This is a genomic window from Candidatus Merdisoma sp. JLR.KK006 (assembly GCF_036941035.1).
Taxonomy (GTDB): Bacteria; Bacillota; Clostridia; order Lachnospirales; family Lachnospiraceae; genus Laedolimicola.
Genome location: NZ_JAYMNS010000035.1, coordinates 23,019 through 42,939, shown reverse-complemented (window position 1 = coordinate 42,939; position 19,921 = coordinate 23,019). Strand labels below are relative to the sequence as shown.

General features: G+C 49.9%; 24 protein-coding genes and 2 pseudogenes. 3 read left to right on the top strand and 23 right to left on the bottom strand.

From position 1 onward, the window contains the following. The 17 genes and pseudogenes from VSQ61_RS19715 to VSQ61_RS19635 all read right to left on the bottom strand — a co-directional run. Positions 1-244: pseudogene (locus tag VSQ61_RS19715) on the bottom strand (CHAP domain-containing protein); the annotation flags it as partial. 25 nt (positions 245-269) lie between these two features. Then, the gene (gene dcm / locus VSQ61_RS19710) at positions 270-1,217 is read right to left on the bottom strand and encodes a DNA (cytosine-5-)-methyltransferase (protein WP_154277754.1); all 948 of its coding nucleotides are present in this window, start codon (positions 1,215-1,217) and stop codon (positions 270-272) included. Beyond that, the gene (locus tag VSQ61_RS19705; protein ID WP_118340138.1) at positions 1,214-3,652 is read right to left on the bottom strand and encodes a VirB4-like conjugal transfer ATPase, CD1110 family; all 2,439 of its coding nucleotides are present in this window, start codon (positions 3,650-3,652) and stop codon (positions 1,214-1,216) included. Before VSQ61_RS19705 ends, dcm begins: the two co-directional genes overlap by 4 nt. Further along, the gene (locus VSQ61_RS19700) at positions 3,603-4,004 is read right to left on the bottom strand and encodes a PrgI family protein (protein ID WP_159751715.1); all 402 of its coding nucleotides are present in this window, start codon (positions 4,002-4,004) and stop codon (positions 3,603-3,605) included. Before VSQ61_RS19700 ends, VSQ61_RS19705 begins: the two co-directional genes overlap by 50 nt. A gap of 177 nt (positions 4,005-4,181) precedes the next feature. Next, a complete protein-coding gene (locus VSQ61_RS19695; protein WP_002584320.1) occupies positions 4,182-5,051 on the bottom strand; it encodes a VirB6/TrbL-like conjugal transfer protein, CD1112 family in 870 nt (289 codons plus the stop codon). Between the two features lie 19 nt (positions 5,052-5,070). Continuing rightward, positions 5,071-5,154: pseudogene (locus tag VSQ61_RS19690) on the bottom strand (Maff2 family mobile element protein); the annotation flags it as partial. A 94-nt stretch (positions 5,155-5,248) separates the two neighbouring features. Further along, a complete protein-coding gene (locus tag VSQ61_RS19685; protein ID WP_103242569.1) occupies positions 5,249-6,913 on the bottom strand; it encodes a recombinase family protein in 1,665 nt (554 codons plus the stop codon). A gap of 6 nt (positions 6,914-6,919) precedes the next feature. Continuing rightward, the gene (locus VSQ61_RS19680; RefSeq protein ID WP_103242568.1) at positions 6,920-7,117 is read right to left on the bottom strand and encodes a hypothetical protein; all 198 of its coding nucleotides are present in this window, start codon (positions 7,115-7,117) and stop codon (positions 6,920-6,922) included. A 253-nt stretch (positions 7,118-7,370) separates the two neighbouring features. Continuing rightward, complete coding sequence (locus VSQ61_RS19675) at positions 7,371-8,738, bottom strand: virulence-associated E family protein (protein ID WP_334346076.1); 1,368 nt, start codon at positions 8,736-8,738, stop codon at positions 7,371-7,373. Further along, positions 8,704-9,351: a CHC2 zinc finger domain-containing protein gene (locus VSQ61_RS19670; protein WP_103242566.1), complete on the bottom strand. Its 648-nt coding sequence runs from the start codon at positions 9,349-9,351 to the stop codon at positions 8,704-8,706. The genes VSQ61_RS19675 and VSQ61_RS19670 overlap by 35 nt, the downstream gene beginning before the upstream one ends. A gap of 124 nt (positions 9,352-9,475) precedes the next feature. After that, on the bottom strand, positions 9,476-11,065 hold the full coding sequence (gene mobQ, locus VSQ61_RS19665; protein WP_103242565.1) for a MobQ family relaxase: 1,590 nt from the start codon (positions 11,063-11,065) through the stop codon (positions 9,476-9,478). Positions 11,066-11,141: 76 nt separating this feature from the next. Then, positions 11,142-11,600 (bottom strand): hypothetical protein, encoded by a 459-nt coding sequence (locus tag VSQ61_RS19660; RefSeq protein WP_103242564.1) that lies wholly within the window; start codon positions 11,598-11,600, stop codon positions 11,142-11,144. 18 nt (positions 11,601-11,618) lie between these two features. After that, complete coding sequence (locus tag VSQ61_RS19655; protein ID WP_103242563.1) at positions 11,619-12,158, bottom strand: hypothetical protein; 540 nt, start codon at positions 12,156-12,158, stop codon at positions 11,619-11,621. A 577-nt stretch (positions 12,159-12,735) separates the two neighbouring features. Then, complete coding sequence (locus VSQ61_RS19650; RefSeq protein WP_103242562.1) at positions 12,736-13,251, bottom strand: DUF5720 family protein; 516 nt, start codon at positions 13,249-13,251, stop codon at positions 12,736-12,738. Further along, positions 13,248-13,541, bottom strand: a complete 294-nt coding sequence (locus tag VSQ61_RS19645; protein WP_103242561.1) for a DUF3847 domain-containing protein — start codon at positions 13,539-13,541, stop codon at positions 13,248-13,250. Before VSQ61_RS19645 ends, VSQ61_RS19650 begins: the two co-directional genes overlap by 4 nt. Further along, the gene (locus tag VSQ61_RS19640) at positions 13,534-13,872 is read right to left on the bottom strand and encodes a replication initiator protein A (RefSeq protein ID WP_103242560.1); all 339 of its coding nucleotides are present in this window, start codon (positions 13,870-13,872) and stop codon (positions 13,534-13,536) included. The genes VSQ61_RS19645 and VSQ61_RS19640 overlap by 8 nt, the downstream gene beginning before the upstream one ends. Continuing rightward, positions 13,862-14,053 carry a hypothetical protein gene (locus VSQ61_RS19635; RefSeq protein WP_103242559.1) on the bottom strand — a complete coding sequence of 64 codons (192 nt, stop codon included), beginning with the start codon at positions 14,051-14,053 and terminating at the stop codon, positions 13,862-13,864. The genes VSQ61_RS19640 and VSQ61_RS19635 overlap by 11 nt, the downstream gene beginning before the upstream one ends. Positions 14,054-14,208: 155 nt before the next feature. On the opposite strand from VSQ61_RS19635, the gene VSQ61_RS19630 reads away from it, so the two are divergent. Then, positions 14,209-14,418, top strand: a complete 210-nt coding sequence (locus VSQ61_RS19630) for a hypothetical protein (protein ID WP_155885346.1) — start codon at positions 14,209-14,211, stop codon at positions 14,416-14,418. A gap of 287 nt (positions 14,419-14,705) precedes the next feature. Continuing rightward, positions 14,706-15,515, top strand: a complete 810-nt coding sequence (locus tag VSQ61_RS19625; protein ID WP_103242557.1) for a helix-turn-helix domain-containing protein — start codon at positions 14,706-14,708, stop codon at positions 15,513-15,515. A gap of 91 nt (positions 15,516-15,606) precedes the next feature. Here VSQ61_RS19625 and VSQ61_RS19620 read toward each other — a convergent pair whose 3' ends face one another. From VSQ61_RS19620 to VSQ61_RS19610, 3 genes are all read right to left on the bottom strand, one after another. After that, positions 15,607-16,008 carry a hypothetical protein gene (locus VSQ61_RS19620; RefSeq protein ID WP_103242556.1) on the bottom strand — a complete coding sequence of 134 codons (402 nt, stop codon included), beginning with the start codon at positions 16,006-16,008 and terminating at the stop codon, positions 15,607-15,609. Between the two features lie 101 nt (positions 16,009-16,109). Next, entirely contained in the window at positions 16,110-16,298 is a 189-nt protein-coding gene (locus VSQ61_RS19615; protein WP_016292393.1) for a SymE family type I addiction module toxin, read from the bottom strand. Continuing rightward, a complete protein-coding gene (locus tag VSQ61_RS19610) occupies positions 16,280-16,468 on the bottom strand; it encodes a hypothetical protein (protein WP_103242554.1) in 189 nt (62 codons plus the stop codon). Before VSQ61_RS19610 ends, VSQ61_RS19615 begins: the two co-directional genes overlap by 19 nt. Before the next feature lie 138 nt (positions 16,469-16,606). On the opposite strand from VSQ61_RS19610, the gene VSQ61_RS19605 reads away from it, so the two are divergent. After that, a complete protein-coding gene (locus VSQ61_RS19605; protein WP_103242553.1) occupies positions 16,607-16,933 on the top strand; it encodes a helix-turn-helix domain-containing protein in 327 nt (108 codons plus the stop codon). Between the two features lie 40 nt (positions 16,934-16,973). Here VSQ61_RS19605 and VSQ61_RS19600 read toward each other — a convergent pair whose 3' ends face one another. The 3 genes from VSQ61_RS19600 to ltrA form a co-directional block, all read right to left on the bottom strand. Then, positions 16,974-17,351: a TnpV protein gene (locus tag VSQ61_RS19600; protein ID WP_103242552.1), complete on the bottom strand. Its 378-nt coding sequence runs from the start codon at positions 17,349-17,351 to the stop codon at positions 16,974-16,976. Beyond that, a complete protein-coding gene (locus VSQ61_RS19595) occupies positions 17,311-17,583 on the bottom strand; it encodes a helix-turn-helix domain-containing protein (protein WP_004060877.1) in 273 nt (90 codons plus the stop codon). Before VSQ61_RS19595 ends, VSQ61_RS19600 begins: the two co-directional genes overlap by 41 nt. A 335-nt stretch (positions 17,584-17,918) precedes the next feature. After that, positions 17,919-19,793 (bottom strand): group II intron reverse transcriptase/maturase, encoded by a 1,875-nt coding sequence (gene ltrA, locus VSQ61_RS19590; RefSeq protein ID WP_334346075.1) that lies wholly within the window; start codon positions 19,791-19,793, stop codon positions 17,919-17,921. Positions 19,794-19,921: the final 128 nt, after the last annotated feature.

Below are 19,921 nucleotides of genomic sequence, written 5' to 3'. Positions count from 1 at the left end.
CGATACGCTCCAAGACGCGCTCGGCTGCTGCGGTGTCCTGTTCCCGTTCTGCCCCCGGCGCATGGGGAAGCGGCGGCGCGTCGGCTGTGGGCGCGGGAGCTGCGCCGCCCGGTAGGGTCTGCGCTGCCTGTTCCGGCTGCGGCGGGGCTTCGGTCTTTGCAAAGTCCGCGTCCCTTATCCGCTTGCTGATACGTTTCTTTTTCCCGGTGGCGGCGTTTACCTCGACAGCCCCCTCGCGGGTCATTTTCAGCATGGTCTTGTCACTGGATTTATACTGTTTCATGGTCTGCCACCTCCTTTTCCCAGACGCACCATTCCGAACATTTCCCGGTTTCCATGTCCGCGATATATTTTAAGATTGGGTAAACCTGTGCCGGCACTACGGCGTTCCCAAGCGTTTTTAGGCGTTTTGACCTGTCCTTTGTGTTCGGGGACAGCCGGGGAATATCCGTAGGCTCTATGCACCAGAGGATATTTCCGTCCACCCCTGTGGGAAGCCCATCAGCCATTCCACCCATTCCGGGTTGAAGCGCAGGGACGGGTCTGTTACCGGCGTCAGAAAATAGATTGTTTCCGAAAGCCCCGCCGACCAGTACCTCCCGTCCCGTTTCTTCCGGCGGAACGCCCCGTTTGGGGATATGCTTATCCGTTCCGTCCTTGTCCTTGAGCCTGTGTCGGCGGCAAGGGGAGTAGGAAACATCAATCCCCACGATAAAAGTTCGCTTGCGTTCATGCCATGCGCCGACGGCACAAGCAGGAAGTACGAATGTCCAAACAGCATATCCCGCTTTTGCCAGGTCAATGAGCGTTTTGTGGAACCCCATATTGATGAAGTTAGCAACATTTTCGCCAAGCACATAATGGGGCCGGAGTTCGTTAATGACGCGGCACATTTCCGGCCAGAGGTAACGGGTGTCCTCAAACCCCTTTTTTGGCCCGATACTGGAAAAGGGCTGGCATGGGAAGCCGCCGGAGAGCAGCGTGAGTTCTTTTTTTCCTGTCCGTTCATAGAAAGCCTCCTTTGTCAGAGTGTGTATATCTCTGAAACGTGGAACGTCCGGCCAGTGCTTTTCCAATACTGCGGTTGGGTAATCCGCCCATTCGCACTGGCAGACGGTTGTGAAGCCTGCGGCTTCGGCGGCTATGTCTATGCCGCCTATCCCGGTAAACAGGCTTAAATGTGTCAGTGGTTTTATATTTTTTTCGTTTTTTATCATGCTTCGCCCACTTCCTCCGGCTTCGTCGTCATTACCCGGTAAAGCTCGGTGTCTTTCGGGAAGCGGTCTACAAAGGGCAGCACCACGTTTCCGTAGAAGATAAGCCCCTCGCCCGCTTCGGTGTGGGTGACATATTTCATCTGCTGCGGGGAGATGTTGAGCTGCTTTGCAAGGATAGCCCGGTCGCCCGCCGCCTGATTGAGCATGAGGACAAAATCAGAGTTTTCAAAGATATTCTCCACTTCGCGGGAAGCAAGCAAATCTTTGACGTTCTGCGTAATGGCTGTGGGTATGCCGCCCCATTTTCTGAAACGCTTCCAGATTTCAACGGAATAGGCGGCGGTCTGTTCCTCTTTCAAGAGAAGATGAAATTCGTCCATAAAATACCGGGTGGATTTCCTTTCTGCCCGGTTGACGGTGACGCGGTTCCATACCTGGTCCTGCACAATGAGCATACCTAACTTTTTGAGCTGCTTCCCAAGCTGCTTGATGTCAAAGCAGACAAGGCGGTTGTTCAGCTCCACGTTGGTACGGTGGTTGAATACGTTAAGGCTCCCGGAAACATACAGCTCCAACGCCGCCGCAATACGCGCCGCTTCCGGCTCCGGCTGCTTCAAAAGCTCGTTGTAGAGGTCGCCCAAGATAGGCATTTTCTCCGGGTCGGGGTCTGCAAGGAAAGGGCGGTACACGTTCCTAACGGCGCGGTCAATGACGGTCTTATCGACGGGCTGCAAGCCCTCCTTGCCGCCTATGACAAGCTCGCAGAGGGAGAGGATAAAGTCGGATTTCAGCGCAAGGGGGCTGTCGTCCTCGCTGTAATTGAGGTTAATATCCATAGGGTTCACATACTGGGGCTTCCCGTCAATGCCCTTGCCCGTAGGCGATAACCGTATCACTTGCCCGTCAAGCCGCTGCACAAGGGAAAAATACTCTGCTTCCGGGTCGCAGATAATTATGTCGTCGTCTGTAATGAGGAAAGCGTTTGTCATTTCCCGTTTGGCGGCAAAGGATTTCCCGCTTCCCGGCGTACCCAAGATTAAGCCGTTGGGGTTCTTTAGCTGCTTGCGGTCGCAGAGTATCATGTTGTTAGACAGGGCGTTTAAGCCGTAGTACAAAGCCGCGCCCGTCTGGAAAAGCTCCTGTGTGATAAAGGGGATAAAGATAGCGGTGCTTGACGTGGTAAGCCCTCTTTGAATGGGGATAAGGTTCTCCCCAAGCGGTACAGAGGACATAAGCCCCGCTTCCTGTTGGTAGTCAAGGCGGGTTAAGGCGCAGTTGTTCTTCTGTGCAATGCCCGCCGCCGCGAATACGTCATTTTCCAGTTTCCGCTTCGTGTCCGCCATGTTCACCACAAGGAACGTCAAGAGGAACATTCTTTCATTCCGGCTCTGCAAGTCCTGTAAGAGGTTCTTCGCTTCGCTGCCGAACGTGGCAAGGTCGGACGGGATTATATCCATGTCGTAGCCGCTGCGTACCGCTTTTTTCTGTTCCTCGATTTTCATTTTGTCAAGGTCGGTGATTTTCCGCTTGATTGTCTTTATGGCTTCGGTCTGGTCGATACTGTGGATATGCAGATTGACGATAACGCCCGTTTCCAAGTCCAGAATGTCCGACAAGATACGGTCGTTTAATTCCGGCGCAAGGATTTCAAGGAATGAAACCGCGCCGATTTTGCGCCCCATGCGGAAATACCGCCCCTCGCCAAAACGGAAAGAGGACGGGGCGATAAAGTCCTTTGTGGAAAGCCCGGACGGGGCAAGCCATGAAAAATCAAAGGCAAACTGCCCGCCCTCCGGGTGGAAAATGCCATGCAGCATTTTAAGGCGTTCATAGCCTGTCATGGGGCGGGCAGACACGCCCAAGAGCTTAAAGTTGTTGAGTACGTCCGTTTCGATACGGGCAAGGCGGGATTTCGCCGCGCCCAGACTGTCGGCTTCAATGGCAAAGGTGATATATTTTGCTTTGACAAGCCCGTTGTTGCCCTTTGCAAGCTGGTTTTTCAGCATATCCCGGTATTCTGTGCGGATAGAATTGAAAGCGTCCTCCTGTGCCGGGATATTGACCGCTTTTTCCGCTTCGCCCCGCTGCGTCCCCTGATTGATGAAAGAGAGCTGCACCGAAACGGAAGCGTCAAAGTAGTTGAGGAAGTCGCACCAGTTTTCAAAAATGGCGGTCTTGTCGTCTGCCTGTGCAAGCTGATAGTTAATATCTTCAAAGGCGACGGTCTTTGAGTATTTGCGTCCCGTAACCTTGCAGATACCGTCCGGGTACATCTGGATATAGGGGATTGTCTGCTGCGCGGTATGCGCTTTCCCGTCGCCCTTTGCCTGTCTGATGATTTCCGCAATCTGCTTTTTCTCGGCGCGGGTGAGCTTGCGGGGCGGGTTAGGCTTTGCGCTTCCCGCCGCGCTGTTTCTTCGTGTTTCCTTTTGCAATCGCTGATACCTCCTTTTCAAGTTTTCTCTGCCGTTCTAAGACGGAATAAAAGTTGTCTGTCCTGTATGGTCGTTCTTTGGGGGCTATGAATTTCGTCTGAATAATGTTCTTCACCACCACTTCAAGGGGCTGTCCATGCTTCTCATACATGGCGAACAGGAAACAGGGCAGCATGACGGCAATCATAGCCATAGACGCAAGGCTTGTGCCTGTGCTGTCTTTGAGCAGAAAGAAAAGCGGCAAGCCGATAATGAGAGCTGCCGCAAAACATACAATCTGCCGTTTGGTAAGGTTGAAAGCTACTTTTGTCTTGACTTTGGATAAGTCTTTGGGTACGGGTACATACGCCAAGTGAAAACCTCCTTTCTCTGGGTTTGGTGTTGCTGTAATTTTCCATAAGGGTAATCAAGGCAAAGGTCAATCTATGCCCTTTGCCCGCCCGTATTATATGGGGGTTATCCGCGTCAAGGTCGGGTCGTATTTTCGCCGCTTCGCTCTGAAAATCTCCACCCTGCCCTTGACACGCCGCTAATGCGCGGAGAAAATCGACTTCGCCAGTGCGCCGGATTTGAACAGGGAGAAACAGAGGATAACGGTATAGGCTGCAAGGGAAAAAATCGCGCTGTGCAGGTTGTCCGCTATTATCATGTTGTTTACCAAAACCGCGTAAATGCCGACGCATATCATTATGAGGAAGCCTTGAAAACCGATAGCGAACAGGGATTTTAGGTAGTTGTTTCCTATCTGCCCCCATTCCCGGTTAGTCATAGTTGCAAACGGGATAGGCGATACCGAACAGTAAAGGTAAATTTCTATCATGCGCCCGTAGAGGATAACGGTTATCAGTACGGACATGATTTTCATGCACAAGCTCACAAGGCTTGTTTCCATGACAAGTAAGAGCAGTTCGGGGATTTCCATAGCGTCAAGCCCGCTTTGCATGGAAGCAAGGGCGGCGGCAACATCAATCTCTGTGCTGCCGCCGATTACCCCCGCCGCGCCGGAAACAACGTGCTGCGCCATATCGAACACCGCCATAGTGATGTCAAAGGTGTGCGTCACAAGGTAGACTGCCACAAACGCCTTGAACACCCACTTGAAGAACATGGAAGTGTCAACGTCGTGCATATTGTTCTTTTCCGTTACCATGCTGATAAGCTCATAGCATAGGACGTAGGTAATGACAAGCCCCGCAATGGGTACGATTACATTCTCACTAAGCGTCTGTATCATGGAGAATATATTTGCGTTCCACCCTTGCGGGGTCTGCCCTACCTCTGCGGCGATAGTGCCGACTTTCTCGTTTACGTCCCCGAACATAGTTGACAGATTACCGTTTATGGCTCCTATGAGGATTTCCTTTATCCATTCGTTAATCGCGTCAAGTATGCTCTGCATAAGCCTTTACCCACGCTTCTTAACCGAACAGCCCGGAAAGCAGCGGTACAAGGGTCATGCCGATAAGGGCAACGCCGCCGCCCGCCATGAGCTGTGTTATCCCCAATTAGTAGGAACAATACAGCTTTCTGGCGGGCGGCGGCACGTCAAGAAATATATATGGAGTTTTTAAAGAACCTCCCCGGAGCGGGGAGCGGTCAGCCTGTGACCTGCTCCACTTCCGGTATGGGTTTGAGATTAAAATGAATTTCGATGGAAATGTGTCTTGTCTTGTCGCTGTCTATGGTTTCATGGACAACGATTTCTTTCATCAGGCGGTTCAGGATGGAAGCGTCCAGCACGGTGATGTCCCGGTATTCCTGTATGGATTCCACCCACTGCCTTGCGTCCACGGCAAGCCGGATTTCATCGGCAAGGCGTTTCCGGCCTTCCTCAACCTTGGCTTTTAATTCCGCCTGTTCCTTCTGTGTCTTTTCCAGCAGGAGATTGAAGTTTGCTTCTGTGATTCGTCCGGCTACCATGTCCTCATAGAGCCGAAGCACCATTTTTTCCAGCATTTCAATCCGTTCTTCGTCTTTGGCAAGGGTGCGCTCCATCGCTTCCCGCTGGTCTTTCTGCCTGGCATGGCAGGTATCGGTCAGCCGTCCGGCTACTGCTTCACTGTCTGTCAGGGCAGCGGCGGCGCACTCCCGGATTTTGTTCAGCACAAGAGAATAGAGCGTGTCAAATTCAACCCGGTGCTGTGTGCAGTGCTGCTTCCCATAGGCATTATAGGTCTTGCAGGAGAAAATACGCTTCGGGAACTTCTCATGCGTGGTGCGGATGGTGAGAGCCTTTCCGCACTCCCCGCATTTTATCAGCCCTGCAAAGAGGTTGATTTCCCCGGATTTGCCCGGTCGCTGGCGGGATTTCAGTTTTTCCTGCACAATCGCAAAGTCCTTTTTGTCCACCAGCGGCTCATGCGTCCCCTCCACCACAATCCAGTCCTCCGGCTTCTTATCCCGGATAGTGCCGATTTTAAAGCGGTACTCGGTCTTTTGGGAAGCGATTGCGCCGGTGTAGACGGGGTTCATCAGGATTTCCTTAATCACGGAGAAGTCCCAGACGTACCGCCCGTTTTCCGGGTCTTTCTTTTCCCATTTGGTGCGGATGTTCCGGTGTCCCCGCTTCCGGTTCCACCATGTGGGGCAGGGGATTTTTTGCTGCTCCAGCCTGCGCCGGATGTAGTTGGGGCCTCTCCCTTCCAATGCCCACCCAAAAATCTGCCGGACAGCGGGGGCGGTTTCCCCGTCAATGAGAAGGTGATTCTTGTCCTCCGGGTCTTTCTTGTAGCCAAATGGGGCGATACAGCCGGTGAACTGCCCTTTCTGCGCCTTTAGCACATAGGAAGAATGGACTTTCTTGGAAATATCCTTGCTGTACATCTCGTTCAGGATATTTTTAAAGGGCGCAATGTCGTTGTTGTCCCGCATGGTGTCGATGCCGTCATTCATGGCGATATAGCGCACGCCGTTCCTTGGGAAGAAATCCTCGATAAGCTGCCCGGTCTGCAAGTAGTTCCGTCCTAACCTCGATAAATCCTTTGTAATGACAAGGTTTACCTGTTTCCGCTCAATGGCTTTCAACATCCGTTTCAGGTCGGGGCGTTCCATGTTCAAGCCGGTAAAGCCATCGTCCTGATAGACTGCCGTAACCTCCCATCCCTGCTTCTGGCAGAACTTTTCCAGCATATCCCGCTGGTTCTCGATGCTGGCACTCGTCCCGTCAAGGTCGTCGTCCTTGGACAGCCTGCAATAGATAGCCGCCCGGAAGCTCCCGGCAAGAAGTGTGTCCATCCCTGCATATTCAAAAGTGTTCATCATAACCGTTTACCCGCACAATCCAGACGGAACACGGTCACATTGAACCTCGTCTTTATTATATCTCATTTCTTGTGTTTTAGCAAGATATTCTTTATCTATTTTTCTGCTGTGCTTCTGTGCGATAAGGCTCACGAAAACGTCCGTAGCGTCCAGCTCGCCGTCAAATACTGTGGTGACATGAATCTCTGTTTTATTTTTCGCCATAGGCAGTTGTCCTCCATACATGAAAACAGCCAGACAGGGAAGGTCGGCAACGAAGTCCGGCAACGGGCTTCAAAAAACCTTGGAACGAATCCTTGTCTGGCAGTTGGGTTATTTTATACTTTTTCTTTTATTTTTCTGTTGCTTTGGTTGTTAAAGGGGAGAAAAGCCGATAGTTACGGGATTTTCCCCGGCAACCGGCCCGGCAACGGGATAGCAACGAAGTGTGCAACGGGCTGTCTTTTGCCGGATTTTTTCAGAATGGAAGTTCCATCTGCTCCGGCACCGGCATAAATCCCTCCGGGGTTTTTCCCGCCCCGTTGCCGGTGTCCGTTGTCAAGGCGCAAGCGTCAGCTTTTGCCTTTTGCTCCCGTTCCCATCCTTTTTGTCTGCCGTATCCGGCAAACATCCGGGGATTGGAGAAATACTTCCAGCCGGTGACGCACTGGTTCATTATCTCGTTGATTTCCCGGATTTCCCATTGTTTCGGCTCGTCAAAATCATGGTTCAGGGCTTCTTTGTATAGCTGTTTGGAGCAGACCGTATCGCCGGGGTAGCTGTCAAGGAAAGCCTGTATCATCCCGGCTTTGGTGTCCTCCGGCATAAAGTCCCGCTGATGTTCCTTTAGATAGCGCACCATTTCCGGGCTGAATGTCAGCTTCCATCTGCCGCTTTTGTAAATCTCCATCGCTTCCGCCCACACTTGGTTTAAATAGGCTCTGGAAGCGGCTTCGTCCTCTAAAATGTGTGTTTCCGCCTGCTCCGGGCATACCTGTATGGGAATAAAACGGCGGTTGCCGGAGCGGTCAAGGGGCAGGAAGTCAAGGGCATTGGACGTGCCGCCAAACACGCACTGCCTTGGGCGGTCTGCCGGGTGGGTTTCGTAGGGTATCTTGTAGACTTCCTTCTGGCGGCTCAAAAATGACTTGATTTCCTCTATGCTCTTTGCGTTTGCGGTGGCAATCATCTCCGACATTTCGATTATCCAGTGACCTTGCAGCTTCCGGTATACGTTGTCATCGTCCAGTTTCCGCAAATCGTCCGAAAACCACTCGTCTTTGACTGCCAGCAGACGGAAGAAGGTGGACTTCCCGGCTCCCTGACCGCCTACCAGACAGAGCATGACTTCAAACTTGCAGCCAGGGGAAAATGCCCGGTGGATGGCTCCCAACAAAAACAGGCGCAGGGATTGGTATGTGTAATCGTCCTCACCGGCTCCCAGAAAGTGACGCAGGCAGGAGCGTATCCGCCCGGTTCCGTCCCATGTCAGGCCGTTTAAATAATCCCGGACAGGGTGGTAGCTGTTCTCATTGGCGGCAAGGTCGGCGGCGTCCTGTATCTTTTTCTCGCTTGTCAGGCCATAGGTCTTTTCTAGATACAGCCGGATATATTTCATGTCCGTGTCGGTCATGGGGCTTCCGGTGGCTCTTTTGTAGCCGATTGGCCTTAAAATATCGGTGCGGTCGGTCAGCAGGTTGTAGGCAACCGCCCCAGAAAGGAGCGGGTCGCACTGGAACACGGTCAGGCAGTTGCTCATGCTGTTGCGGAAGCCGCCTTTCTCGGTGGTTTCCAGCATGGCCTTTACTTCCTCAATGCTCTGGGGCGGCTCTGCGCTGTCTGCCATGTTCGCTATTTCCTGCCGTATCTGGGGCGGTAAGTTCTGCCATCCGTCTTTCAAGGTTCCTCACTTCCTTTCCGTGTCCTGTGATAAGGGCTGCCCGCTCTGGAAGTTCCCCCGATAGAAGTACGTCCATCAGATATTCCAGACGGCTCATGTTTTGCAGGGCTTCTATAAACCGGGGATTCCATGCTTCATCCGGCTGTTTGGGGGCGTATTCTTCCTTCCAGCGGCGCAGAAGATGGTAATAGTCGGACAGCACCCGGAAGCAGTGCCGCTCCATGCGCTTAAATTTCTGTTCCTCCGTTTCCCTCCGCAGGCGTGGCCTTATGGGCTGCTTCCCGGCGTTCCTCCCGTCCTCATAGGGGATGGAGAAGTCCTGTGCCAGCATGAGTGCGGCTTCTTTACTGCCGATACCGTGGAGCCGGGAAACAAAGTCAATCACGTCCCCGGTGGCTCCGCAGCCGAAACAGTAAAAGCGGCGGTCAACCTTCATGCTTGGGTTCTTATCGTTATGGAATGGACAGACGCACATCCCATTCCGGTTTACTTTGATTCCGTAACGCTCCGCAGCCTGCCTTGTGGTGACGGACTGTTTCACGGCTTCAAATACGTTCAATAGGCGTTCCCTCCTGATAATCCCAACGTGAGCGACACAATGTCGTTCACGTTGTCTGTAAATCCGTCTTGTTCAAATGAACAAGCACTTGCCAGCGATTTACAATCACAAAACAAGTGCCTGTTTAAAGTTCCATATTCTGTTGTTTCTGTGTCCGGGGCGGCTGGCGTTTCTCTGCCTGCTCCTGCCGGATGCGTTCCTGCCGCCCTTTCAGGTTCCCCTGTACGGACGGTTTCTTCCCCGGCTCGGCGGTCTGTCGGTACTGCTCGGATGGCAATACCTGATTGAGCCAGCGGCGCACATCCCGCAGCACTTTTACATCTGCCTGAACCGCTTCCAGTTCCTCCCCCTGTTCCGGCAGGGCAGAAGCAAGCTGTTCCCGTTCCGCTTCCAAATCTTTGCGAGAGTAGGAATTGCCTTTCAGGTTGGCTTTAAAATACCGGATGGCGGCATGGTAAGCGTCCAGTTCCTCCCGGTGGCTCTCTGCAAACTGCTCTTTTTTCTTCTTCCAGCCGATAGCGGCGTACTCCTTATGGACTGGCTTGTTTGCTTCGTATTTGTCAATATAGGACAACATGGTGTCGATGGCTTTGATACGCTTCTCGCTTTTTTTCACGCTCTCCATGACAGAAACGGCGGTCTGGCTGATTTCGTCCAGCCGGGTGTCAAGGCTCTCTATGGTGGAGATTCCTTTTTCCCGCAGAAACTCCATTGCCGCCTGTACCCTGTTGAAGTCGGCAACTGTGCCTTTGAGCTTCCCTCTGGAAGTCCAGTCGGCACGCTGTCCGCTCCGCAGTTCTAAATACTGTGAGAGCAGCTCCGGTATGGTCGGTTCCTTCGTCTGCTCCAATGCTTCCATCAGGGCGGCTTTTTTCTCTTTTAAATCGGCAATCCAGCCTTTTAAGTGGCGCACCATCTGGCGGATGGACTGCATGAGGGAGTTGGCGGCTTTGATGTCCCGGTTCAGGTTGCCAACGTTGGTCTGGATTCCTTTCTTCTCCATCTGGCAGGCGGCTGGCCCCATGTGGACGGTGGGGATTTTATCAATCCCCTGTCGGGCATAGGAGCGCAGGTCAAGCCGTTCCGGGCGGTCGTTGGCTTCCAGATAGCGGTTGGCCGTGTCCGCCCATCCCTGCCGCCAGATTTCGGCATACTTCCGGTCGTTCCAGTCTACGGTGTTCTCCTTGTGGCTTTTCCATCTGCCGGACGGGAGCCGGATTCTTTCGCCGTTCCCGTCAAGGTCATATACCTTGTGGCATTTGGGGAGCCATCTGCCTTTTTCGTCCATCGCCCGCATGGTGAGCAGGATATGGGCGTGGGGGTTGCCGTCCCCTTTGTCATGGATGGCAAAATCGGCTATCATGCCTTTGGAAACAAAAAACTCCCGGCAGTAGTCACGGATAAGGTCGGCGTGCTGTTCCGATGGGATTTCCCTTGGGATGGCAAGCACGAACCTCCGGGCAAGCTGGGAGTTCCATTGCTTTTCCTGTGCTTCGGCAGAGTTCCATAAAGTATTGCGGTCTGCATACTCCGGCGGCACATGGGGCGGGAGCATGATTTCTTTGTGGGTGACTTCGTTCTTGTAGGGATAGTGTTTCTGCTCTTGGTCGTATTCAGAGAACAGTTTCTCGCCGCTCTGGTAGGCGGCGGCAGAAACAGCGGATTCATTGTTGCTCCGCTTAATGATTGTGATTTTACAGTGCGGGCATGGCAAGTGTGCGCCCTCCTTTCTCCCGGATTCCGGGCAGAAAAAAAGCAGGAGACCTTTTTTCAGATTTCCTGCTTATTGCTTAATATTCCTTGTTTTTTAGTCTATCAATACAGCTAATATAATACAACAAATATTCTGTATTATTTTCATAATCATATTGACCAATACCTTGCTGAATCACTATTTCTAATTGAAGTTTAGCACTATTGCTTATAACATACCTTGTTCTTAGCTCAAATAAAATATAAACAAATTTTTCATCTTCTAATTTTTCATTATAAGCCTCATTTTTTGATGTAGATAGTAATTTGTATGCTATAAACTCAAAATCTTCTGAAGATAAATGCAAATTGTTATTAGTAATTGCATTTATAGCATTAAATTTTTGGCTTTCTAAAAAGAAATTTGTAAAACTACTTAATGGTATTTCTATAATATCAACTTTTTCAGACAACCATTTCAATGTTTCCTCAAAAGATTTAAAACCCGGAATAATTTGAGATTTATAATTTCTTATAAATTCATATCTTTGCTTCATAATATATATTTTTCCTGCTTAATTAATGGTAACAGTTCCCGAAAATTCTACTCCTGATAACCATGATAGAGATTTCATATTATACCCCTGTAAGCCTTTTGAAGTTACTTTAACTTTTTCAATATCACTATCTAATTTGAAATCACCTATTTTTACAGACCCAACAGACGCAGCGGTTGTATTTTTGGTAGTGTAATTGGTGCCGTCTCCAAATGTTTTATAAACTTTACTTGATAATAGGTTAGCACTTTTAACCTGTATTTTTTTATATCTAAAAGCATTGTACATTTCGTCACCTTCCCACAATAGGTATAACTCACAATCCTCACTTGTGCCATCTCTAATCACGGAAGCATAAATAACGGTTGCCCCTCTGGTTGATTTCTCTTTTGAAAGAGTATAACAATATTGTTCAAAATCTTCCTTACTGTCAAACTGTAAAACTGGAATTTCAACTTGCGTTTCTGTAGAAACTTTATCATTTGTCATTGCAAAAACTGGCATTGAAGATGTAATAAAAAGAACACAAGTTAATAAAAATGTTAAAAACTTCTTCATGGGTATCCTCCTTAATCATTATTACACATAGATTACAATTACGGCTTATTTTATAAAATCATCAGTATCCCTCCCTTTTCCTCTTTTTGTGCATATTCTACTATATTTTTTTATTTATGTCAATATCATTATAGAATAAGCACAACAAAAAACTAATAAATTTATTCGATTATTCAAAGGCAAAAGGGTAGCTGGCGGCAGCCAGTGCAGGGGAAGCGTAGCGTCCCCTGTTTGATTTGGAGCAGACCATGACTGCGGAAAATCACAGCCCTCCGGCAAGGAGCCTTCGGAGAACGCAATTCACCAACCTCTGGGTGGTGTATAATTGCGCCCTCTTTCAGAGGGGGATTTTCCAGCTTGTCGCTTTGGAAGCCAAAATTGCAAGTGGAGTTTATGGCAGTTGGAAATCAGCCGTACCAATTACGCCATAGGCGGCATAAATCAGAACGCGCCCGGCTCGTTCTGATTTTTCACACATGGAAAGCCGCCAATGTGAGCGCGCCTGACTCGTCCACGTTAAAACTTCCCTTGCAAAATCAAGACGCGCCCGGCGCACTTTGATTCTGGAACGGGCTTTTTACCGTTCCTGCTGTTTCGGCTTCTTGTCGGGATAGAGCTTCCCGGCGACAACGGCAGCATGACTCTTTATCTTGATTTCCCCTTCCTGCTCGCTGCGTTTTGCGTTCCGGTAGCCTTCATCGGAGAGGAAGAAACGGAACCGCTCCCCCTTAAAACCGACAAAGCACTGCTTCTGTACTTCCAGCGTAATCATGTGCCGGGTTTCCGGGTGGAACCGTTCTATCCCTAACAGGTCATGCCCCTGCATGATTGGCTCCTGTGCCTTTGCCGCCGCAAGCCGCTGGCGGATGGAATTGTCACGCTCTGCAAGGAACCGGGCTTTTGTGGCGGCAACAAACTGGCTGCACTCCGGCTCCGGTATCTTTTCCAGCTTTCGGATGGCGTTCTCCACGATTGCCTTTGTCAGTAAGTCCTTTATCACCGGCACGGTTTCTTTCATGCCCGCAAGGGTTTCCGCCTTGGTCGGTGCGGCATATTGATAGATGATGTCCAGTTCACTTTTTGAAAATTTCACTCTGCGTCCTCCTTCCAGTTTTCTGCAAGAACCTGTTCCACAAGACGTTTGGTGTCGCTCCGGCAGAACAGGACTTTTAAGATGGTGCTGACCTGCCCATCCGTCACGGATTCCGGGTGGGGGAGATGGCTTTCCAGCATAGCCCCTCTGGTACATAGCCGGTGTGTCCGTTCCTTCCGGTTCAGCGTCTTTATCTGGTGTTCCAGCATTTTCTCCTTATGCTGCGCCCGCCGCAGTCTGGCTTCGGTCTTTTCAATTTCCTGATTCAGTTTTTCCAGCTTTTCATTCATGGGCGGTGTCCTCCTTCGGGAGCAGGATATACATATGGCTGACCTCCCCGATGCCCTGACGGACACGCATAATCATCCCGGCCTGTTCCAGCTCGTTCAGTGAACGCTTGCAGGTCTGGGGGCTTCGGGAGAGTGCCGCCGCTATCTCCATGACGGGGAAGCGGATGAACAGAATCCTGTTGCTGTCCTCGGTTCCCCTTGTCAGGATTTCATCCAACAGGCGGGCGTACATGACCTTTGCCGTATTGCTGACCGGAAGCCGGAGCATTGCCTTTGGGAGCGGCATACAGGGCGGCAGGGGCGTACTGGCTATCATAAATTCACAATTCATTGGATGGTGTCCTCCTTTTGGCTCGTTTGGATTGGTAGCGGGGGCAGTCGATAATGACAGCCCGGAAACCCTGCTTACATTCATGCTGGCATTTCCGGCAGAGTTCATTGTAGCTTCTGCGCCCCCGGTCGTTCAGGAAGAAAGCAAGCTCTTTCTTCAACTTCTTTGACATTCTCGGCATGGTGCCTCCTTCATAGAAAAACCGCCCGATTCAGCAGTAACAGCCGGAATGGGCGGGCAGTGGTTTTTTGTGTATCGTTTCGGGGCGATTTTCAGGGGAAATACAGCCGTAGAGCCGCCCCAAAATCCCCCTTAGTATTACGGACAGGGCAGACTATGCCCCGTGAAATTGTTGTGTTTCGGTATCGTTTCGGTGTTCATTTTGCCGGTTCCCTCTGCTGTCGTTCCTGCCCCCGTCTTTGGCGGCGTTTCGCTCTCCTTGGTACGCTCGTTCCGGTCAGGGTTCCTCCGTTTCCCTGCCGGAAGTCGTTGCGTTACATCGCCGGGGAGCATATCCCATACAGGCCGGTCATTCGATTGGAATAATCCATCGATGAACTGCCTATATCATATGACATTTTTGTACCATGTGCCGTATGTCCACGAATCAGGAATGAAGCCCAAAATCTGAAAAATTCCACGATTGCGGAAAAGGCTTCCTGCTGGACGGGTGCAAAAATCAGATGTGCATTTTGCACTTCTGAAAATCCGGGCAAATCAAAAGCGCATTTTGCGCCTTTGAAAAGAATCACAAAGGGAAATGCGCCCGGCATGGATATGTGGTACAATGGGGATGGCGGCAAAAGCTGGCCGCTGGAAAGGAGCAGGAAGCCATGAAACAGGGGATAACGGTTCAGGAGCGGTTAAAGGATTTAAGGACGGAGCGGCATTTAAAATTAGAGGAACTGGCGGCGGTTACGGGGATTTCCAAATCAGCCTTGGGAAGCTATGAGAATGACGAACTAAAGGAAATCAGCCACAAAAACCTTGTGGAGCTGGCAAAGTTTTACGGTGTGTCAACGGATTACCTGCTCTGCTTGACAGAGAACCGGAACCATCCGGGCATGGAACTTACGGAGCTGCATTTGAGTGACAGCATGGTGGAGCTGTTGAAAAGCGGGCGTATCAACAACCGGCTGCTGTGTGAGATTGCCACACATGAGGATTTTATTACCCTGATGACGGACACGGAAATTTATGTAGATGGTGTGGCAACCGCCCACTTCCAAAACTTCAACAGCCTTCTGGAAGTCCTGCGGGGGCAAGTCCTTTCCCAATATCAGCCGGTGGAGGAAGATGCTGCGTTAAAGGCGTTGGAAGCTATGCAGGTACAGGAAGAAGATTATTTCTGTCAGGTCACGCACCGGACTTGGGACACTATCCTCCATGCCATAAGGGAAACGCACAAGAATGATACGGATAGTGCGCCGGACGGCTCCAATGGCATGAAGCTAATCAAGGACGCAAAGAAGGCGCTGGCCGTGCCGGGTTCCTATCTGGATGTGTTCACTGCCCTGATGTGTACGCAGCTACAAATCCGGTATGAGAAGCTGTCGGAGCAGGAGCGCACGGTTCTGAAAAATGTTATGAAGAAAACTCCGGCATATAAGGATTCACCGTTGAGCAGAATGAAACGGAGATAAGGAAATGCCGTTGCTTGGGATTTTTCCATGCAACGGCATTTTGGGTGGTTCTTATTCAATTTTTAAGCGCACAAACTGGAAGTTGTGTTTTTTACGCTACTTCCTCCCACTTCAACTTTGGATACAGCTCTCCTGTTTTAGCAAAATGGAGAACACATTCAGCAACCAGATTCAAATCATTGAGCGCATTTCGCTTGAGAACTGGAGTCTGTCCGCTGATATTTACAGGAGCGTCCTCTTTGGATGTACCATATTCGGAATTGACAGGCATATACATATGAGCCTCTTCATCTTCACCATATGTGTTAAAAGCCAGAGCCGCCCAATCATTCTCAATATCTACAGATAGAAAATCCTCTTCGCCATATTCATCCAAAGCTAACCATGCAGACCTACAATGATTTTCCCGAATTTTGCACACCAGTTTGTCTACAGTTTCTTGTGTAATAGGTTCCCCTTCACTATTAAGAAAACGAATAGCAAAATCACTCATATAAATTTACCTCCCTATTCCGATTTGTCGATAGCTTCATTATACCGCAGTCACTTTCCAGAGGGAATAGATTTTCCGAAAAAATCATTGTATCATAAACATTATTCTGTTGAATCTGCTCTTGTTCCGTTTTTTGTGATGATAAGCTGCCCCTGCTGGCATTTCACGGTGATTTTGTCCCCTGCGGAGAATCCAGCCTGTTCCAGCCACTTACCTTGTAAAAGAATCTGCGGCGGAGATTGCTTGTAATTGCCACGTCCATAGCATACAGTCAGTTTGCGGTCGTCCATCCGTCCTCCTTCCCCGCTGCCTGTCGGCATACGATTTCAAATACATTCCCGTCCTCTGTCCTGACAGTGAGCAGGCTGTTCCGCTCATCTGCGTTCAGGTCAACAATCCCCATCCCTTCACTGTCGTTTAGTAAATCAAAAAGCCTGTCCCTAAAATAGTTCAGTTCCATTCTGTTGTTCCCCTTTCATAGTTTATAGTCTACTAGCTAATATTATATAGTCTTTTAGAATCTATTGCAATCCCTAAGTGTGATGTAGTCTAAAAGTGTACAAAATAAATGCTAATAGCTTATGAAATGGGTGGCATTATGGAAGGTAAAGGATTAGGCAAACGTATCAACATGGTGAGGAAAGACCGGGGATTCACGGCGGACAGGCTCTCGGAGCTGTGCAATATCAACGCAACTTACCTCCGGCAGATTGAAGGCGGGATAAAGGTTCCCAGTCTGCCCGTATTTATCAATATCTGCAACGCACTGAAAATCTCCCCTGATTATCTGCTGCGGGATGCGCTGGAAGATAATGAGGTCAGCAAGATACGGGAGCTGGCAGAGCTGTGGGAAAGCACGTCGCCCAGCCAGCAGGAAATCGCCGTTGCCATGATTCGGGCGGTATTGGAGCGCAGGGAAGGTTAGAAAGACCAGCCGGGTAGTCGGCTGGTCTTTCCACATCCAATCAAATATAAATCAACTCACTGTTTATGATTTCCTCTGCCCGGTTGCGGATATTGTTCATCCGGCCTACCCATTCAAGCTGGTTCCGGGCTTTCAGTTCCTCGGTCACTCCTTCGGCGGCTTTCATCTGCTCAATGATTAAGTTAAGCCGTTCTTCCGCCTGCTCGTTCAGGTCGGCAAGGTATATCCATAATGTCCCGGTCAAAATAAGGGAACTGTACCGTGCCGGATGCTCCTGTTTGAGATATTCCCGGTGCAGCCTCCCATAGCGTCCGATGGGGCGGTTCTCCTCCGGCAGCTTCAAGTCCGGGATATAGTAATCACCTGCCAGAATATAATCAATGCCGTTCTCTGTGATTCTTTCTTTCAGTTTTTCCATTATCGTTCCCTCCTGTGGCGGAAGGCTCGTCACTGGCCAGCTCAATCACGTCCATAATGCCACAATCCAGTGTTTCACAAATACGGGCAAGTGTGTCCATGCTGATATGTTTCCCTTCTTTGCCCATGTTGGCAATCATATTTGTGGTCAGGCCAGCGGCAAGCCTTAAATCTTCTTTCCTCATGTTGCGCTCTATCAGTGTGTGCCAGAGCGGTTTGTAGCTGATGTGCATGTTTCTCCCTGCCTTTCTGCCCCGGATGGGCGCTTGCCCCCATTATATCAGGTTTCTTGCTAACTCACAAATATTTCTTGACGGTATCGCCGGTTCCGTCTGGATTGTGCTTTTCCTTTCCTCTTTTGATTACCTCTAATTAGCCATGACCTGCTTCATGCCCTGGCTTTTCGCGCCCGATTGCGATAGGTAAGCCTACAGTTTCAAATGTTTCCGGCTTTTCCCCCGCTTAGCACCGTGCATGCGACTTTCACCGCACACGGCGCCCCATCGAATTTAGAAATTTTACGTTTTAAACATAACTTACACACTTCGTTACAGCATTAAAAGATTGGTTATGCGATTACAGACGTTCCCGCCAGTTTTCGCAGTCTATTCAGTTTTTCCAGTTGCTTTTTGTTCAGTTGGAGTTCATTTAGGTACTTCTGGATTGTTTCTCCCAAAGTGGCATGGATTAAGATATGTACTGCTTCGGTTACAAGAACAAGGTTGCCATATTCATCTGTACCGCCGTTTTCAAGCGGCACTTTATGGTGACAGCGAATGTCATGAGGCATAAGGTCAATGCCAGTTACGGCACACCTCCCATATTGAGCCGCAAACAGCGAAATCCGATTGTCTGCAAACTCAATCGTTTTATCCAACACAGGGTTTTGCATGAGCCATATCATCGTATCGGTATTGATACCAAGATTTTTATGGATTTCTGCCCGTCCCTCCGATGTATACCGATTGACGGTTTTCTTTTTGTGCTGGGCGTTTCTTGTTTGGACATATCCCATTGGAATGAGAGGGTGTCCGTTTAGAAACCTTAGCTGTTTACTCTTGCCATACCGTTCCTTGATAAATCCACGTTCCAGTTTTCCTTTTGATGTCAATTCCCGCAGCCTGTTTGCCATTTGCAGCTTCAGTCCATAGGACAGCTTTGGAAAATCTACGCTGATGTGTGTTGCCAGACGGTAATAATTGTGCAGTCCGGCAACCACGGAATTGTATTGCTGAATGGCGATGTATTGCGCCCGGTCATCTGCCGGATTCTGTATCGCCCGGATAGCGGCAGATATTTTTCCCTTTGCCTGCTTTATGGCTTTATCGCTCATGTGTGAACAGACCACGTATTTTTTCCCTTTGGGGTAGACTTTCATCTTGAATCCCAAAAACTCCGAATACCGCTGTTTTAGATTGATGACTTTAGACTTTTCCGGGCTGATTTCCAGCCCGAGCCGGTCTTTTAGCCATAGCCGCGTTGCTTCAAACGCCTTTTCAGCGTCCTGCCGGCTCCGGCAAAAGATTTTGAAGTCGTCAGCGTACCTCACGATGTACATTTCTTTGAGTCTGCTCCGCCTGAGCGCCCGGTAGGTGTGACTTTTAATATCTGTACCGTGGGCGTTCTGCCGGGTTTTGTACTCGTAATGGGTAGGCATTTCCTCCCACTGGGAAGTCACCCACCAGTCAAGCTCATTCAGCACTATGTTGGAGAGCAGTGGCGACAAAATGCCGCCCTGCGGCGTTCCTTTGGTTGGAGTTGTCCTCGTTCCATCTGGAAGTACCACCTGTGCCTTTAACATCTGCTTGACGATACACAACAGCTTTTTGTCCCGGATACCCATTTCCCACATCTGCCTTATCAGCTTGCCGTGGCTTACATTATCAAAGAAACCACGAATATCAATATCCACCGCATAATGCAAGTGCTGTACCTGCATGAGCCGACAGCATTGTGCTATGGCGTGTTCCGTAGAGCGGTTCGGACGGAAGCCGTTGGAACGCTCATGGAACTTTGCTTCACAGATTGGTTCAAGCACTTGTAAAATACATTGCTGCACTATGCGGTCAACAATTGTAGGAATCCCCAGCGGTCTTGTTTTTCCGTTGGGTTTGGGGATTTCCACCCGTTTCACCGGGCGGGGAGTGTACCAACTGAACTGTTTTTGAATAAGCCGGACGTATTGTTCCTCACGAAGTGCGGCAAGGTCTTTGATTGTCCGCTTATCCACGCCGGGAGTACCGCTTCCTTTGTTGCCCTTAATTGTCCGATATGCCAGTTTGATGTTTTCCTCACTTGCAATCAGGCGCATGAGGTTCTGAAAGGTCTTGCCGTTCAGGCTGTCAGCATACAGACTGTCAAAGATGCTTTGCAGGTCGTAATACTCCGTATAGCGGATTTTGCTTTGTTTTGGTTTGCGCTTTTGCTGCTCCGAAGTCAACACAGGCACCCACCCCTTTCGGTTAGGATTTTCTTTGTCATACTCGAAGCTGTGTTTGTTATGTTTTCAGTTTTTGTTTCTAAATCCGACTGGTGGCTATCCCTCCACGGGCTTTTTATTCCCGCTTCATA

Bases quoted from the DNA above. Each gene is read 5' to 3' on its own strand.
- VSQ61_RS19620 (WP_103242556.1), bottom strand. From the start codon at position 16,008: ATGAGTGATTTTGCTATTCGTTTTCTTAATAGTGAAGGGGAACCTATT.
- VSQ61_RS19595 (WP_004060877.1), bottom strand. From the start codon at position 17,583: ATGCACATCAGCTACAAACCGCTCTGGCACACACTGATAGAGCGCAAC.
- VSQ61_RS19675 (WP_334346076.1), bottom strand. From the start codon at position 8,738: ATGGCAGACAGCGCAGAGCCGCCCCAGAGCATTGAGGAAGTAAAGGCC.
- VSQ61_RS19625 (WP_103242557.1), top strand. From the start codon at position 14,706: ATGAAACAGGGGATAACGGTTCAGGAGCGGTTAAAGGATTTAAGGACG.
- VSQ61_RS19645 (WP_103242561.1), bottom strand. From the start codon at position 13,541: ATGAATGAAAAGCTGGAAAAACTGAATCAGGAAATTGAAAAGACCGAA.
- VSQ61_RS19680 (WP_103242568.1), bottom strand. From the start codon at position 7,117: ATGGCGAAAAATAAAACAGAGATTCATGTCACCACAGTATTTGACGGC.
- VSQ61_RS19600 (WP_103242552.1), bottom strand. From the start codon at position 17,351: ATGGAAAAACTGAAAGAAAGAATCACAGAGAACGGCATTGATTATATT.
- dcm (WP_154277754.1), bottom strand. From the start codon at position 1,217: ATGATAAAAAACGAAAAAAATATAAAACCACTGACACATTTAAGCCTG.
- VSQ61_RS19695 (WP_002584320.1), bottom strand. From the start codon at position 5,051: ATGCAGAGCATACTTGACGCGATTAACGAATGGATAAAGGAAATCCTC.
- VSQ61_RS19660 (WP_103242564.1), bottom strand. From the start codon at position 11,600: ATGAAGCAAAGATATGAATTTATAAGAAATTATAAATCTCAAATTATT.
- VSQ61_RS19610 (WP_103242554.1), bottom strand. From the start codon at position 16,468: ATGGAACTGAACTATTTTAGGGACAGGCTTTTTGATTTACTAAACGAC.
- VSQ61_RS19640 (WP_103242560.1), bottom strand. From the start codon at position 13,872: ATGAATTGTGAATTTATGATAGCCAGTACGCCCCTGCCGCCCTGTATG.
- VSQ61_RS19635 (WP_103242559.1), bottom strand. From the start codon at position 14,053: ATGCCGAGAATGTCAAAGAAGTTGAAGAAAGAGCTTGCTTTCTTCCTG.
- VSQ61_RS19615 (WP_016292393.1), bottom strand. From the start codon at position 16,298: ATGGACGACCGCAAACTGACTGTATGCTATGGACGTGGCAATTACAAG.
- VSQ61_RS19655 (WP_103242563.1), bottom strand. From the start codon at position 12,158: ATGAAGAAGTTTTTAACATTTTTATTAACTTGTGTTCTTTTTATTACA.
- VSQ61_RS19685 (WP_103242569.1), bottom strand. From the start codon at position 6,913: ATGATGAACACTTTTGAATATGCAGGGATGGACACACTTCTTGCCGGG.
- VSQ61_RS19630 (WP_155885346.1), top strand. From the start codon at position 14,209: ATGCCCCGTGAAATTGTTGTGTTTCGGTATCGTTTCGGTGTTCATTTT.
- VSQ61_RS19605 (WP_103242553.1), top strand. From the start codon at position 16,607: ATGGAAGGTAAAGGATTAGGCAAACGTATCAACATGGTGAGGAAAGAC.